Here is a 14,451-nt window from a genome sequence, read left to right on the forward strand (position 1 = left end):
GCTCCGGCGGCGAAGCCCGCCGCCGCCTCGGTCGCCGCCGCGCACACCGCGCCGGCCACCGCCCCCGCCGCGTCGAAGGACGCCCCGAAGACGTACGCCGTCGTCTCCGGCGACTACCTGGCGAAGATCGCGGCCGAGCACCAGCTCAAGGGCGGGTGGGAGAAGCTGTACCAGGACAACCGCTCCACCGTCGGCGAGGACCCCGGCCTGATCCACCCGGGCATGAAGCTGACCCTCGGCGCCAAGGGCTCCGCCCCGGCCGAGAAGTCCGCGGCTCCCGAGGCCGCCCCGAAGAAGGCCGAACCGGCACCGAAGGCCGCCCCGAAGAAGGCCCCGAAGGCGGACACCGCCTCCGCCGACGACTCCGGCAGCTCGGCGCGGACCGGCTCCTCCGAGGCCACCGGCTCCGGCTGGTCCGCCCCGCTGGCCAATGCCAACGTCACCACCCAGTACCGGGCTTCCGGCGCCAGCTGGTCCAGCGGCTACCACACCGGCTCGGACTTCCAGGCCGCCTCCGGCACCCCCGTACTCGCCATCGGCCCGGGCACCGTCGTCTCGGCCGGCAACAGCGGCTCGTACGGCAACGAGGTCGTCATCCAGCACGAGGACGGCATGTACTCCCAGTACGCCCACCAGTCCTCGCTCAACGTCTCCGTCGGCCAGACCGTCACCGGCGGCCAGCAGATCGGCCTCTCCGGTTCCACCGGGAACTCCACCGGCCCGCACCTGCACTTCGAGGTCCGCACCGGCCCGAGCTACGGCTCGGACGTCGACCCGATCGCGTACCTGCGTCTGCACGGCGTCTCCGTCTGACCGAGCGCGGTACACAGTGATCGAGGGGCGGTGCGCGGTGGCGCACCGCCCCTCCACTTATTCCGGCTTTACCAAATACTGACCGGGTGGTCTATCTCACCACCAGTCAACCCCGTATTACGGTCGCGTAGGTCACATCGCACGATGCAGGATAAGTCCTTGTGGCAGACGATTCGAGAAACAACCAGCAGCACATCATCGGGTCGTACGCGGCGATTGGCGACAGTTTCACCGAGGGCGTCGGCGACCCCGGCCCCGACGGGACCTATCTCGGCTGGGCGGACCGCTTCGCGGTGCTTCTCGCCGACCGGCTCCCGGCCCCCGACGAGGCGGCCGGCCCCGAGGACTCCCCGCACGGGGACTTCCGCTACGCCAATCTCGCCGTACGAGGACGTCTCCTCGACCAGATCGTCGAGGAGCAGGTCCCGCGCGCCAAGGAACTGGCCCCCGACCTGGTCAGCTTCTGCGCGGGCGGCAACGACATCATCCGGCCCGGCACCGACCCCGACGACCTCGCCGAGCGCTTCGAGCGCGCGGTCGCCGACCTGAGCAACGCCGTCGGCACGGTCATGGTCACCACCGGCTTCGACACCCGGGGCGTTCCGGTGCTGCGTCACATGCGCGGCAAGATCGCCACGTACAACGTCCATCTGCGGGCCATCGCCGACCGCTACCACTGCCCCGTGCTGGACCTGTGGTCGCTGCGTTCCGTCCAGGACCGGCGCGCGTGGGACAACGACCGGCTGCACCTGTCGCCCGAGGGACACACCCGCGTCGCGCTGCGCGCCGCGCAGGTCCTCGGCCACGACGTGCCCGCCGACCCCGACCAGCCCTGGCCGCCGCAGGCCCAGCGCAGCCCCTTCGACGCACGGCGCGACAACATCCAGTGGGCCCGCGAATACCTCGTGCCCTGGATCGGCCGACGGCTGCGCGGAGAGTCCTCCGGCGACCACGTCGAGGCGAAGCGCCCGGACCTGCTGCCGCTCTAGGGTCTGTCGTCCTTTCGAGACGGTCAGGGCTCCAGCAGCGGAAGTGAACGCCGGGGCGGGCTCGGCACCACGAGCCCGCCCGGCGGCGTGCCCGCGCCCGGGGGGTGGCCCGCCGGTATCCGCTCCAGGACACCGCCCGCGAACACGTCGTACAGCGGCAGCGACTCCAGATGCACATAACCGATGTGGCAGTCGCACACCGCGAGCGGACAGGCGCGCGGGACGAGCGCCCGGCGGTAGCTGCCGTCGTAGAGATTGCCCAGCTCCGCCTTGACGAAGTGACAGCGCCGCACCGTGCCGTCGCCGTCCACCGAGATCACCGACTCGCCCGTCCGACAGGGCAGCCCCGCCGAACGGTGCGGATCACGGCTGTAGGGGAACAGCGGATCCAGCTCCGTCCACCGCGCCGCCTCCTCGTCGGTGTAGGTGTGCCCCTCGGCGGCGTTCACCCAGAGATAGACCTCATCCGGCAGCGCCGCCCGCAGCCGCCGCGCCTCCTCCAGATGGGCGTCGAAGCCCACCACCCCCACGCTGTAGCGGATCCCGAGCCCCGACAGCTCCCGGCACCGGCCGAGGAACCGCTCGTACGGTGTCTGCCCCGGGTGGTAGGTGCACCAGAGCGCGATCCGCTCCGGATCCGCTTCCGCCAGCCATCCGGTGCGGCAACTCAGGTTCGTCTGGATCGCCACCCGCCCGATGTGCGGCAGCCGCGACAGCTCGGTCAGCGCCCGCCGGTACCAGGAGCGCACCAGGCCCTCGCCCCACGGGGTGAACAGCACGGACAGCCGGTCGTCGGTCCGCGCCGCGGCCCAGCCGGAGAACCGCTCCAGCGCCTCCCGGTCCGCCGTCAGCTGCGCGCGACTGTCCCGCCGCTTGGCGAACGGGCAGTACGGACAGTCGTAGTCGCAGGAGGCCAGCGGGCCCCGGTAGAGGATCGTCAGGTCCACGGCCCGGTCACTTCCGCTCGTACGCGGCCATCGCGGCCCGCACCCCGGGGGAGAACAGCGCCGGACCCAGCGCGTCGGAGTGGGCGAGACCTCGCGGGGAGAGCCGCAGCAACCCCTCGGGCGCCGATGGGTCCAGCCAGCCCCGGGCCGCGAACCCCGCCAGTTCGGCCGGGAAGTCCGCGTCCGGATCCGTGCCGAACCGGGCCCGGTAGTCCGCGACCGGCAGCCCCGCCGCCTGGAGCAGCGACTGCAGCAGATGCCTCCGTCGCGCCTCGTCGGCGTCGACGTACCGGCCGACCTCGGCCCGGGAGAAGTCCTCGGTGGCGGTGAAGCGGTCGATGATCGACCGGATCTCCCGCATGTCCACCGCGTAGTCGAAGGAGTAGTGCAGGGCCGCCGTGTACGAACGGGCCCCGCAGCCCAGGCCGATCATGCCGTCGGTCTGGCAGGCGTAGTCCTCGGGACCCTCCTGCTCCCGAGGGGCGCCGGCCCGCCGGAACATCCGCATCGACACCTGCTCGTAGCCGTGCGCCCGCAGATGGTCCCGCCCCACCGCGTACAGCCGCAGCCGCTGCTCGTCCCAGGCGGTCTGCTCCAGCGCCTCCGCCTCGGCGCCGGCCGCCGAACCCAGCCGGTGCAGACCCGTGAGCGGGCGGACGTACAGCGGATACAGATACAGCTCCTCCGGCCGCCAGGCCAGCGCCGCGTCCAGCGAGGCGAGCCAGCTGCGCTCGGTCTGCCCGTCGATGCCGTAGATCAGGTCGATGTTCAGCACCGGGATCGCCGCCTCGCGGATCCGGCCGAGCGCCGCCTCCACATCGGCGCGGCGCTGCGGGCGCACGGCCGCCCGCGCCTCCTCGCCCACGAAACTCTGCACACCGATGCTGATCCTCGTCGTGCCCCGGTCGGCCAGCACCGACAGCCGGTCCGCCGTCGCCGTCGAGGGGGACGTCTCCACCGACAGCGGCACCGAGCGCAGTTCGGCGCCCATCCGCTTCTCCGCTATGTCGCAGAGCCGCTCCAGCTCCCCGGCGGTCAGGAACGTCGGCGTGCCCCCGCCGAACGCCGCCGCGGCGAACCGCACCGGCCCCTCGCCGCCCAGCGCGTCCCGCACGGACACGGCCTGCTTCTCCAGCGCGTCCAGATAGCGCGTCGTCAGCTCCTCGGGCGCGCCGATCCGGGTGAACAGGTTGCAGAAGCCGCAGCGGACCTCGCAGAACGGTATGTGGAGATAGAGGGAGAGCGCGTCCTTGGGCTCCGCCGCCCACAGCGACCGCAGCGACGGGCGGTCCTCCAGCGGCCGGTAGGCCGTCTTGTGCGGATAGGCGTAGACGTAACTCTCGTACGGCCGGACGGCGGGAAGCCCGGCGGCGGCCGCTTCGGCGGTGGTGGTGGTCATCGGGCGGCCCCCGGGTCGAGCGGTGCGCGAGGTGCGAGTGGTTCGACAGCGTCGAGTGGTTCGAGGAGGAAGTGGGCGTACGGGACGGTCCAGACGGCCGGGTGGCCGAGCCGGTGACCGGTGTAGCCGTCGTCGCCGTAGGCGGTGCCGTGGTCGGAGCAGACGATGGCGAAGCACCGGCGGCGGCTGCTCGCCGCGGCGAAGAGGCGGCCGATGTGCCGGTCCACGTACTCCAGGGCCGCCGCGTGCGTGGCCCGGGAGTCGCCCGCCTCACGGGTCGCCCCGGGCAGATGGAACCAGTTCGGCTGATGCAGGGCGGACACGTTGACGAAGAGGAACAGCCGCTGCTCCCGGGGGAGCGCCGCGACGACCTCCTCCGCCCTGGCCACCTGCTGCTCGAACGAGGTGGGCGAGGCGACGCCGAAGCCGGGCTCCCAGTGGCTCTCCTGGAACATCCCGGGCAGCACCGAACCGAGCGGCCCCTGACGGTTGAAGAACCCGACCCCGCCGACGCACACCGTGCGGTAGCCCTCGGCGGCCAGCCCCGACACCAGATCCGGGGTGTCGAACACGAACGTGCCCTCCGCCGTCGTCTCACTGCCCGCGAACCGCGCCGCGAACAGCCGGGGATGCGGCCCCGGGGAAGCGGGCGTCGGCAGGAACCCGGCGAACATCGCCTGGTGCGAGGCGTAGGTGAAGCTGCCCGGGGCGTGCCGCTCCTCCCAGACGCCGCCGGGCAGATGCCGGGCGAGGTTCGGGATGCGCCCGGCGGCCGCCAGCTCGACGGCGACGTCGTGGCGCAGCGTGTCCAGGGTGACCAGCAGCAGATCGTGGCTGCCCACGACCTCGCTCATGTCGGGCCGGCCGGACCCGCCGGGCGGCCGGGACGTGTCGGGGTCAGGAAGGGGTGACGGCACGGTGGTTCCTTGCTCGGTCCAGTACGGCGGCGACCTGCGCCGCATAGGTGTTCAGGCCCTCGGCGCCGCTGCCCGGCAGACCGGTCAGTCCGGGCAGCAGATCGCCGAAGGCGTTGACCTCCCCGACGGCGAAGCGCCGCCAGCCGGCCGTGGGCAGGAGGTCGACGCCCACACAGGGCGTCCCGGGGAAGCAGGCCGCCGCCCGCTCGCACATCGTCAGCGCCTCGCGCCAGCAGCCGCCGGCCGCCGCCACGGCGGCCCGGGCCTCGTCGAGGTCGCCGCGCGCGCCGCCGAGATGCAGATTGGTCATGGGGCTCGTGCTCGTCCGCACCACGGCGTGCGTCGCCCGGCCGCCGACCACCACGATCCGCAGATCCGCGGCCCGCCCCCGCTGGGACGCCTTCGGCAGCCAGCGCTCCATGTGCAGCCCGTCCGGGGCCAGCGCGTCCACGACCGCGCCGACCTCCGCCTCCGAGGTGTAGCGCCGCACCCGAAGCGAGTTGAACAGCCGCCCCGACGCGTCCCGCTCCACCGAGGTGCTCGCCCGGACCCGGCCGGGCCCCGCCGTCTCCACCGCCAGCACCCCGGAGGCCGAGGAGCCGTGTGCGAGCTTCACGAACGCCCGGGGCATCCGGTGTTCGCGCAGCGACTCCCGTACGTCGGACCAGCCGCGCACCGGGGCCGCCCCCGGGCCCGACGTCGGCGAGGCGGGCACGGGGACCCCCGCGCGGTCGAGCAGCCCGTGGCACAGCCGCTTGTCGAAGAGCACGGCGATGTCACCGGGGGAGCCCAGCAGCTCGGCGCCCGCAGCGGAGGCCGCGCCGGCCACCGCCTTCACGGCCGCGGTGAAGCGCGCGTACCAGCGGGCCGAACCCTCCACCCGGGTCGGGTCGTCGACCCCGCGGAGCAGCCGCTCCACTTCGGCGTCCTCACCGGGCGAATCGATCCGGACGCTCTCGCCCGCCGCGAAGACCGCCTCGCCACGCAGCACCTGGAGCCAGGGCACCACCCGGGCCGCCGGCAGCCCGGCGGAGCGCACGGCCTCCTCGAAGAAGGCGACCCGGCGGTTGTCCGGATTGCCGACGACCGCGAAGCGCGGCACCGGGCCGTCCCCGCCGCTACTCACTGACCGCGACATAGCGTTCCGGTTCGTCGTCTTCGTCGTCCGGGTCCGCGTAGTCCTCCTCGGCCTCGCCCGCCTCGACGACGGCCGGGGCGCACGCGGCCCTGACGCGGTCCAGCACCGGCTCGGTGAGGTAATGGTGGCGCAGGTCCAGAGTGGACAGATGGCTCAGGGGCTGCCCGTTGAGCAGGGCCTCGCCGCCCGTGTCGCTCAGGGTGCCCATCGAGAGCGCCAGGGTCTCCAACTGGGCGACGACGGGCGCGGAACCCACCGCGGCGGCGATCTCGTCCTGGATCTCGCTGTTCTGCAGCCCCAGGTGGCGCAGCCGGGGGAACACGCCGCCCGACAGGACCGGCCCGATGTCGTCGAGGGTGGCGTCCCCGCCGTACCACGAGCTGCCGAACCACAGGTCCAGCCGCTCCAGCGCGGGCAGTTCGCTCGCGGCGACCGCCCGCACCAGCCCGCCGGGCAGGCCGCCGGACTCGAAGCGCAGCGACTTCAGTGCCGTATGGCGCAGCGGGCGCAGCCCCAGCCCCTCCCGGCCGCAGCCACGCACGGCGAACTCCTCCAGCAGCGGCAGCGCTTCGAGCACCGGGGTGATGTCGCACATCCGCAGCCAGGAAACCTCGCACTCCTCGCCCACCACATCGGCGAGGAAGAGTCCGCGCAGGGCCGGGAAGCGGTCCGCGTGGGCGACGATCAGCTCCATCACCGGGGCGAACGGCGTGTACTCGCCGTTCCACCACGGGCCGATGACGAGCGCCCGGACCCGGGCCGTGTCCACCGTGTCCAGGAACTCCTGCCACCAGTCGGCGAAGTCCCTGTCCTCCCCGTAGTCGCACTCCAACCGCCAGGCCACGCTGTCGGCGGCGGGCAGGAACCCGGTCGACGGCGCCGGGGTGTGGACCGGCAGCCCGTGGAAGCGGTCGACGTGCTGGATGCCGATGTACGTCATGGCGCCCTACTCCGAGACGGCGGTGTAGCGGCCCTCGGCGCCCCGGTCGTCCCAGGGCTCGCACGGCTCGGAGAGATCGACCCGCACCCCGTGCGGCTCCAGGGCCGAACGCACCCGCTCCGCCATCGCGTCGGTGAGGAAGTGGTGGTGGAGATCGAGGAGTTCCAGGTGGGTCAGCGGCTGCCCTTCGAGGAGGGCGGCCGCCCCTTCGTCGCCCAGCGTCCCGTTCGACAGGTCGAGAGCCCGCAGCTGGGCGACGACCGGAGCCGAGGCGATGGCCGCGGCGATCTCGTTCTGGATCTCGCTGTTGCGCACGCCCAGGTGCGTCAGCCGGGGGAAACGGGTGCCGGAGAGCAGCGGAGCGAGGTCGGCGACGTCGGTGTTCCCCTCGTAGGCGGAGACTCCGAGCCAGAGGTCCAGCCGCTCCAGCGCGGGCAGTTCGCTGTCCAGCACCCCCCGCACCACCTCGACGGGCAGCCCGCCCGCCTGGACGGTCAGCGACCGCAGCCGCTCGTGCTTCGTCGGCGGGAACACCAGGTCGGAGCCGCCGCGCACGCCGAGCTCCGTCAGGGCGGGGAAGGCGGTCAGCAGCGCCGTCACGTCCGACTGCTCGATCCAGGTGATCTCGGCCTGCTCCGCCTCCAGGTCACCGACGAACACCGACTCCAGCGAGGTCAGCCGGTCGGCGGCGGCGATCACCAGGTTGATCGGCATGGAGGAGTTCTCGTCGTACGCCTCGCCCCACTGGCCGATGATCAGAGCCCGGACACCGGCCGGATCGACCTTGTCCAGGAAGTCGGCGAACTCCTCCTCCCAGGGCCGGTCGTCGTCGTACGGGTCGACGGAGACACGCCAGGCCACGGCGTCCGCGGCGGGCCGGGAGCCCTCGTCGGTCGTGTGCTGGAAGTCGACGGCCGGAAGGCCGCCGAACTCTTGCAGATGCTGCGCACCGTACATGGCCCTGAGCTCCTGATCCTGGGGACGGCTGATGTCCGCAAGGTTTATCAAGCCGCACTGACAGCGCTGCGACCGGGACCCCGTCCACGGCCGCCGCGTCGGTCCGTTGTCAGACCCTGCCCGTAGCGTTTTTCCCATGGCCGGCACAGCGGGTGCCGCGACCGAGGGGAGACTTCTGTGTACCGGCAGGGCGATGTACTGATCATGGAGCTGGCGGAGTCGGCGGTGCCCGCCCCCTTCCTGGAGGCCCCGGGCGAACTGCGCGACGGGCGGGGGAGGCTGGTGCTCGCGCTGGGAGAGGTCACCGGACACGCCCACGCGGTGCAGGGCCCCGGCCGGCTGATCCGGGAAGCGGGCCGGTTCGGCCCGATGCTGCTCCATCTCCCCGAGGGCGGGCGGGTGGTGCACGAGGAGCACGCGGCGATCCCGCTCCCCAAGGGCTGGTTCCGCGTCGTGCGGCAGCGGGAGTACGCACCCGGCGCGATCCGCGTCGTGGCGGACTGACCGCTCCGCGATGCCGGAGCGAGCACGGCTTTCCAGAACGAGCACAGCCATCCAGAACGAGCACAGCAGGGGACGGGGACAACCGATGCAGAACGTGAATTCCTGGCGGAGCGTGGCGGCGGCGACCGGCCGGGCGGACCGGGCGGCGGCCGAGGCCGGGGTGCGGCGCGCCTATCGCACCGCCGGCCTGGCCGAGCCCGACCGGATCATCTGGGCCGCATCGCCCCGGGCCGCCGTCGAAACGGTGGAGAAGCTGGCCGACGCCGGACGGTCGGTGCGCGAGGAGGTCCGCACCCGCCCGTGGGCCGAGGAACGCCGCCGGATGTACGACGAGCTGGGCCCGGCGGGCTGGTCGGCGCTCTGGTCCGCCACCGGAGCCCAGCTGTGGGAGACCACGGGCGCACTCGCCGAGCGCATACGGACCGGTGTCGTCGCCGACCTGGCCCCCCGGCCCGAAGACGAGACGGCCGTGCGGCTGGTGCTCCTGGACGCCGTGCTCGGCCAGCACGACGCCGCCTGGCTCGCCGCCTTCGACGGGCGGGGCGACCGGCTGGCGGGCCTCGCGGAGGTCGCCCGCAACGCCGGCTGGTGGTGGCCCTACGAGCACGCCGTGGTCATCAGTGAGCGGCCCGACGTCCTCCACCGCGACGAGGCGGGCCGCCTCGACCACGGCGAGGGACCGGCCCTCGCCTACGGGGACGGATTCGCCCTCCACGCCTGGCGTGGCATGCCCGTTCCCGCCGCGTTCCTGGCCGAGCTGTCCTCCCTGACGCCCGAGCGGATCCGCGCCGAGGAGAACGCGGAGCTGCGCCGCGTGATGCTGGAGTTCTACGGCTACGACCGGTATCTCACCGAGTCGGGCGCCGAACCCGTCCACCGCGACGAGACGGGCATCCTCTGGCGCATCGCCCTTGCCGGAGACGAGGACGTGGTGATGGTCGAGGTGGTCAACTCCACCCCCGAGCCGGACGGCACGTACCGCACCTACTGGCTGCGCGTGCCGCCCGCCACCCGGACCGCTCAGGACGGCGTTGCCTGGACGTTCGGCCTGGATGGGGCGGCCTACGCACCGGTGCGCCAGACCTGACCCGAGGAGCCGGGGGCAGCGGGCCGGGCCGAGGACCCAGGCCGAGGGGTCGGGGGGCGGGCCGGGCGGGTGACCCGGCGGGGCTGGTGCGCCGGGTGTTCGGGCCTGGCCCGGACTTGCCGTCAGCCGGTCGCGGAAGGGTCCGTTCCGTGGGGATCGGCGGCCGACGGACGGGTCAGTTCCGCCAGGTCGATGCCCAGCTCACGGGCGAGCGCCTCATCGGTCCACCGCAGCATCGTGGTCCGGGAGAGCGGACCCGCGTACGAGGTCGTCTGCACCGCCATCCCGTCCAGCAGGGCGGTCAGCCGCCAGGCCGTCGACCGGGGATCCTCGCACCGGAACTCTCCGGCCGCGGCGCCCTCCTCGATGACCCGGGCCAGTTCCGCCTTCCACCGCTGGTCCAGGTCGCCCGCGACCTCCCGGAGAGCGGGATCGCGCAGGGACGCCGCCCAGCCCTCGATCCACAGCCGCCAGCCCTTGGCCTGCCCCGTCGGCGCGTACCACCGCACGGCCGTCCGCAGCCGTCGTACAGCGCTGGTGCGACCGGCCAGCAGCTTGCGGAGATGGGCGAGGTCGGCCTCGGCCGCGTACGCGAAAGCCGCCGCGACCAGATTCTCCTTGGTCGAGAAGTGGTAGAGCACGAGCGCGTTGCTCACGCCCAGCACCGAGGCCACATCGGCGATCCGCACGGACGAGACCCCGCGGGCCTCGATCTGCCCGACCGCCGCGCGCAGCAGCTCCTCACGCCGCTCCGCCACGTTCAACCGGACCCTGGTCACCGGCTCACCCTAACCAGTGCGCCAGGTCAGCGACGGTGGGACGGCGTCCGACGGAGGTGACGGGGGACGGGGGACACGGCGCACCGGAATCCTCCGCACCGCCAGGACGTTGCCTTCTGCATGACGCGAATCGAACCGGCACAGGAAGCACTGCTCCGTCTCTTCGGTGAGCACGACGGCGGAGTCCTGGTCACTCTGAAGCAGGACGGACGCCCCCAGCTGTCCAACGTCAATCACGCCTTCTATCCGGAGGAGCAGGTGGTCCGCGTCTCGATCACCGAGGGCCGGGCCAAGACCCGTAACCTGCGGCGCGACCCCCGGGCGAGCTACCACGTCACCAGTGACGACCGCTGGGCCTGGACCGTCGCCGACGGGACCGCCGAACTGACCCCGCCCGCCCTGGCACCGGACGACGCCACGGTGGAGGCGCTGATCACGCTCTACCGGGACGTCAGGGGAGAGCACCCCGACTGGGACGACTACCGGCGGGCCATGGTCCGGGACCGCAGGGTGCTGCTCACCCTGCGCATCGACCACGTCTACGGGCAACCACGTGGCTGACGACACCGCCGGCCGGGCCGGTTGCCCCGTTCAGCATCTTCTGCTCGCCCTGTCGTACGGGCCGATCATAATGAGACGACACCGACTCCCTCAGGAGATGTTGTGACCGGCGCTGACTACTTGCTTCCACTCCGCACGAAACTGCGCTCGATGCGCACCGAGTCCTTCGGAGCCGATCCGGCCGGAGCACGGATGGAGCGCATCCGCCGCTCGCCCCATTTCGTCGACGGAGCGTTCCAGAACCCGGTGGGGGCCCGGACCAGGCCCTCCGGGTCCACCGTCGAATTCGCCAAGATCTACTTCCACAAGGAGCAGCGGGCCCGCAGGATGCCTACGGGCACCGTGCCCGTCCACGGCACGACCCTCGCCGATCTGGCCGTGCCTCCTGCCACCGGTCTCCGGCTGACCTGGATGGGCCATTCCAGCGTGCTGGCGGAGATCGACGGCCGACGGATCCTGTTCGACCCGGTCTGGGGCGAGCGCTGTTCCCCGTTCCCGTTCGCCGGGCCGAAGCGCCTGCACCCCACCCCGCTGTCGCTGGCCGCGCTCGGGCCCGTCGACGTGGTCGTGATCTCCCACGACCACTACGACCACCTCGACCTGCCGACGATCCGCGCCCTGGCCGGCACCGACACGGTCTTCGCCGTGCCGCTCGGGGTCGGAGCCCATCTGGAGCGCTGGGGCGTACCCGCGAGCCGGATGCACGAGCTCGACTGGAACGAGACCGCGACCGTCGCCGGAATCAGCCTCACCGCCACCCCCGCACGCCACTTCTGCGGTCGCGGGCTGCGCAACCAGCAGCACACCCTGTGGGCCTCGTGGGCCGTCACGGGGCCCGAGCACCGCATCTACCACAGCGGGGACACCGGCTACTTCCCCGGCTTCCGGGACATCGGCGCCGAGCACGGGCCCTTCGACGCCACCATGATCCAGATCGGCGCGTACTCGGAGTACTGGCCGGACATCCATATGACCCCCGCCGAAGGCATGCGCGCCCACCTGGACCTCCAGGGCGGCCGCCCCCACGGTGTGCTGCTGCCGATCCACTGGGGCACCTTCAATCTGGCGCCGCACGCCTGGGCGGAGCCGGGCGAATGGACGAAGGACGCCGGCGAGGAGGCCGGGCAGGCGGTGGCGTTCCCTCGGCCGGGTGAACCGTTCGAGCCGGCCGGAGCCCTCCCCGTGGAGCCGTGGTGGCGACCGCTGTCCACCTCGCTCGCCCGCCCGTGGCGCCGCACCGAAGAGCAGGCCGGCCCCGCACCGGCGGCGCGGGGCGACCTCGACCTCGCCGGCGAGCGCTGACCGGATACGCCGCGGAGCGGCCCGCCCGCACCGGTCACCGCTGACGGCCGCCGCCGGGTCGTCCGGCGGTGGCCGGGCGCCGGTCAGGTGAGCCGGGCGTCCGCGTAGACGGCGATGGCGTCCCGCTGATACGAGGCCAGGCCCGGGGCGATGGCCTCGTACGCGGCGCACCACTGCTCGTTGTCCACACAGGAGCGCCCGATCGCACGGAACTCCTCGGCGGACACGGGGTGCAGTGTCGCGAGTGCCCGGTACTGCGCTTGGATCTCGGTCTGTACGGGCCCGGCATCGGCCGGGGTGCCCGCGGCCATGTGCTCGGCCAGCAGGATCATCAGCGCCGTGCGCTCGCGTTGTCCGGTCTCGACCTCTGCCGGGGTCATGGCGGCGGCCCGTCGGCCGGCCTCCTCGGCGAGCCCGGGAAAGTCGCGCAGGTTCTCCTCGTACCGGGAGGGCTGAACGCCCTCGAACAGGTTCTCCGGCCGGTTGATGGCGGTCATGGCGATACCGTCCTTCCTGGACTGTTCCAGCTCGGCGATCGTGCGGGAGACGGTCGCGGCCAGCGCGTCGAGCCGGTCCCGCTCGGCGAGCAGCCGCAGATGGTGTCCGCGCAGGGCCTCCACGGTGTCGACCCGGTCGGCGAGGACCCTGCCGATCTCCGGCAGCCCGACGTCCAGTGCCCGCAGTACGAGGATCTGCTGCAGCAGCAGGAGCTGGTGCTCCTCGTAGTAGCGGTGGCCGTTGGAGCCGATCCGGGCCGGCGGCAGCAGACCGATCTCGTCGTAGTGCCGCAGGGTCCGGGCGGTCACCCCCGACATCCGGGCGACCTCCGCGATCGGCCAGTCCATCGTCACTCCCTCACGAAGCGCCTTGCCGGGCCGGTTCTTCCGGCCCTGGTCATGACCGTAGAAGCTGCCGCAGCGGCAGCCGCAAGCCCGAATCCGCGCTGGTCGCGCACCGGCGCATGGCGGCCGGTTTCAGCACCGGCCCTCCGCGACGGTGATGGAGAGGCTGACCGTGATGTTCTCCAGCGCCGACTCGGGCTCCGGCGGCGACACGCTCAGACAGAACGTGGCGTCGACGTCCTTCGCCGTGACCTCGAACAGGTCGACGGACGGGTCCGCGTCCTCGTCGTAGGGATCGTTCGCGTCGTCGACGTACACCGCGCCACCGGTCGAGGGGCCTTCGCCGCTCTCCTCCAGCGCGTCGCGGATCAGACGGTCGTAACCGCCGGTCCAGGTGCTGAAGGTGTGCCGCTCCGACTCCAGGTCCCGGACGGCCGAGTGCACGGCCTCGCGCAACTCGCCCTCGCTCCACGAAGAACTCGCGAAGAGGTAGTACATGCCCCCGGCGGCGAACAGCAGGGATCCGATGATGAGGGCGACACCGATCGGATGGTTCGGGTTGTAGACGTATCGACTTGTCCCCCAGTTCGAGCGGACGAATATCGGCTCGTCGTCATGGTCCTTGCTCATGTACGGGAGCGTAGGGCCTCCCGTTCGGATCATGCCGGGCTCCTCACCGACGAACTACGGTCCTCCGGACGGGCCGTAGCGTTCTCGGCATGCACCCGACACCGTCCGCGACGCAACGATCGGCGGCCGGTGAGCGTCTCCTCGGGTGTGATGGATCTTCCTGAGACCACGAACACCGTCGACACCCAGGGCGAGCACGAGGACGAGCGAGTGCGGTCCGGCCCGCTGTGGCGCCATGCGCTGTGGGCGGCGCTCGTCACCGCCGCCGGAGTGACGCTGGGGTGGCTCGGCGCGCTGTTCCGCATCGGCCCGGAGGAGTACGGCCTGCCGCCCGCCGCCCCGGGGGCGCTCTGGCCCTATCTGCTCGCCTGGGCCGTGATCGGCCTGGTGCTGGGCGCCATCCTGCGGTTGGTGGCGGCCAAGGTGCCGGTCTACTCCCCGTCGGAGGTCCTCCTCGGCACCGTCATGATCGGTACCCGGCTGTCCTTGGGCTGGCGGCCGGAGCCCCTCGAAGTCGCGGGCCTGGCCGCGGTCGCGCTGCTCCTGGTGGCCGTCTGGTGCGCCGTCGCCCTGCGTGGGGCAGCCGTCGTGCGGCGGTCCCAGGGCGCCTCCCGCACCGCCTAGCCCCGCCGCCTGGCCCCCATGC

At 72.6% G+C, this 14,451-nt stretch carries 16 protein-coding genes; 7 read left to right on the forward strand and 9 right to left on the reverse strand.

The annotated features are described in order from the left end of the window. Both CR470_RS27315 and CR470_RS27320 read left to right on the forward strand, forming a co-directional pair. On the forward strand, positions 1-813 hold an 813-nt coding region (locus CR470_RS27315), incomplete at its 5' end, for a M23 family metallopeptidase (protein ID WP_097870176.1). Between the two features lie 161 nt (positions 814-974). After that, complete coding sequence (locus tag CR470_RS27320) at positions 975-1,802, forward strand: SGNH/GDSL hydrolase family protein (RefSeq protein ID WP_097870177.1); 828 nt, start codon at positions 975-977, stop codon at positions 1,800-1,802. Between the two features lie 23 nt (positions 1,803-1,825). Here CR470_RS27320 and CR470_RS27325 read toward each other — a convergent pair whose 3' ends face one another. The 6 genes from CR470_RS27325 to CR470_RS27350 are packed head-to-tail and all read right to left on the reverse strand — an operon-like array spanning position 1,826 to position 8,100. Beyond that, positions 1,826-2,749, reverse strand: coding sequence for an STM4011 family radical SAM protein (locus tag CR470_RS27325; protein WP_097870178.1), 924 nt, complete (start codon positions 2,747-2,749; stop codon positions 1,826-1,828). Positions 2,750-2,756: 7 nt separating this feature from the next. Continuing rightward, on the reverse strand, positions 2,757-4,148 hold the full coding sequence (locus CR470_RS27330; RefSeq protein WP_097870179.1) for an STM4012 family radical SAM protein: 1,392 nt from the start codon (positions 4,146-4,148) through the stop codon (positions 2,757-2,759). Then, positions 4,145-5,002, reverse strand: coding sequence for an STM4013/SEN3800 family hydrolase (locus CR470_RS27335; RefSeq protein WP_097870190.1), 858 nt, complete (start codon positions 5,000-5,002; stop codon positions 4,145-4,147). The genes CR470_RS27330 and CR470_RS27335 overlap by 4 nt, the downstream gene beginning before the upstream one ends. Positions 5,003-5,045: 43 nt before the next feature. Beyond that, on the reverse strand, positions 5,046-6,203 hold the full coding sequence (locus tag CR470_RS27340; protein WP_097870180.1) for an STM4014 family protein: 1,158 nt from the start codon (positions 6,201-6,203) through the stop codon (positions 5,046-5,048). Next, positions 6,184-7,143: an STM4015 family protein gene (locus CR470_RS27345; RefSeq protein WP_097870181.1), complete on the reverse strand. Its 960-nt coding sequence runs from the start codon at positions 7,141-7,143 to the stop codon at positions 6,184-6,186. The genes CR470_RS27340 and CR470_RS27345 overlap by 20 nt, the downstream gene beginning before the upstream one ends. Positions 7,144-7,149: 6 nt before the next feature. Next, complete coding sequence (locus CR470_RS27350; RefSeq protein ID WP_097870182.1) at positions 7,150-8,100, reverse strand: STM4015 family protein; 951 nt, start codon at positions 8,098-8,100, stop codon at positions 7,150-7,152. A 177-nt stretch (positions 8,101-8,277) separates the two neighbouring features. Here CR470_RS27350 and CR470_RS27355 point away from each other — a divergent pair, with 177 nt between their 5' ends. Continuing rightward, a complete protein-coding gene (locus tag CR470_RS27355) occupies positions 8,278-8,604 on the forward strand; it encodes a hypothetical protein (RefSeq protein ID WP_097870183.1) in 327 nt (108 codons plus the stop codon). An 85-nt stretch (positions 8,605-8,689) separates the two neighbouring features. After that, positions 8,690-9,691, forward strand: coding sequence for a DUF6745 domain-containing protein (locus tag CR470_RS27360; protein ID WP_097870184.1), 1,002 nt, complete (start codon positions 8,690-8,692; stop codon positions 9,689-9,691). Positions 9,692-9,813: 122 nt separating this feature from the next. Here CR470_RS27360 and CR470_RS27365 read toward each other — a convergent pair whose 3' ends face one another. Next, positions 9,814-10,470, reverse strand: a complete 657-nt coding sequence (locus tag CR470_RS27365) for a TetR/AcrR family transcriptional regulator (RefSeq protein ID WP_097870185.1) — start codon at positions 10,468-10,470, stop codon at positions 9,814-9,816. A gap of 120 nt (positions 10,471-10,590) precedes the next feature. On the opposite strand from CR470_RS27365, the gene CR470_RS27370 reads away from it, so the two are divergent. Continuing rightward, entirely contained in the window at positions 10,591-11,031 is a 441-nt protein-coding gene (locus CR470_RS27370) for a PPOX class F420-dependent oxidoreductase (protein ID WP_097870186.1), read from the forward strand. 102 nt (positions 11,032-11,133) lie between these two features. After that, a complete protein-coding gene (locus tag CR470_RS27375; RefSeq protein WP_097870187.1) occupies positions 11,134-12,333 on the forward strand; it encodes an MBL fold metallo-hydrolase in 1,200 nt (399 codons plus the stop codon). Positions 12,334-12,416: 83 nt separating this feature from the next. Here the strand turns inward: CR470_RS27375 and CR470_RS27380 are convergent, their stop codons facing one another. Both CR470_RS27380 and CR470_RS27385 read right to left on the reverse strand, forming a co-directional pair. Continuing rightward, entirely contained in the window at positions 12,417-13,178 is a 762-nt protein-coding gene (locus CR470_RS27380) for a MerR family transcriptional regulator (protein WP_097870188.1), read from the reverse strand. Between the two features lie 129 nt (positions 13,179-13,307). Beyond that, positions 13,308-13,805 (reverse strand): hypothetical protein, encoded by a 498-nt coding sequence (locus CR470_RS27385; RefSeq protein ID WP_097870189.1) that lies wholly within the window; start codon positions 13,803-13,805, stop codon positions 13,308-13,310. Positions 13,806-13,955: 150 nt separating this feature from the next. Between CR470_RS27385 and CR470_RS27390 the strand changes: the two genes are divergently transcribed. Further along, positions 13,956-14,429 (forward strand): hypothetical protein, encoded by a 474-nt coding sequence (locus tag CR470_RS27390; RefSeq protein ID WP_097870191.1) that lies wholly within the window; start codon positions 13,956-13,958, stop codon positions 14,427-14,429. Positions 14,430-14,451 lie beyond the last annotated feature (22 nt).

The sequence above is a fragment of the Streptomyces sp. rh34 genome (assembly GCF_002551245.1).
Lineage (GTDB): Bacteria > Actinomycetota > Actinomycetes > Streptomycetales > Streptomycetaceae > Streptomyces.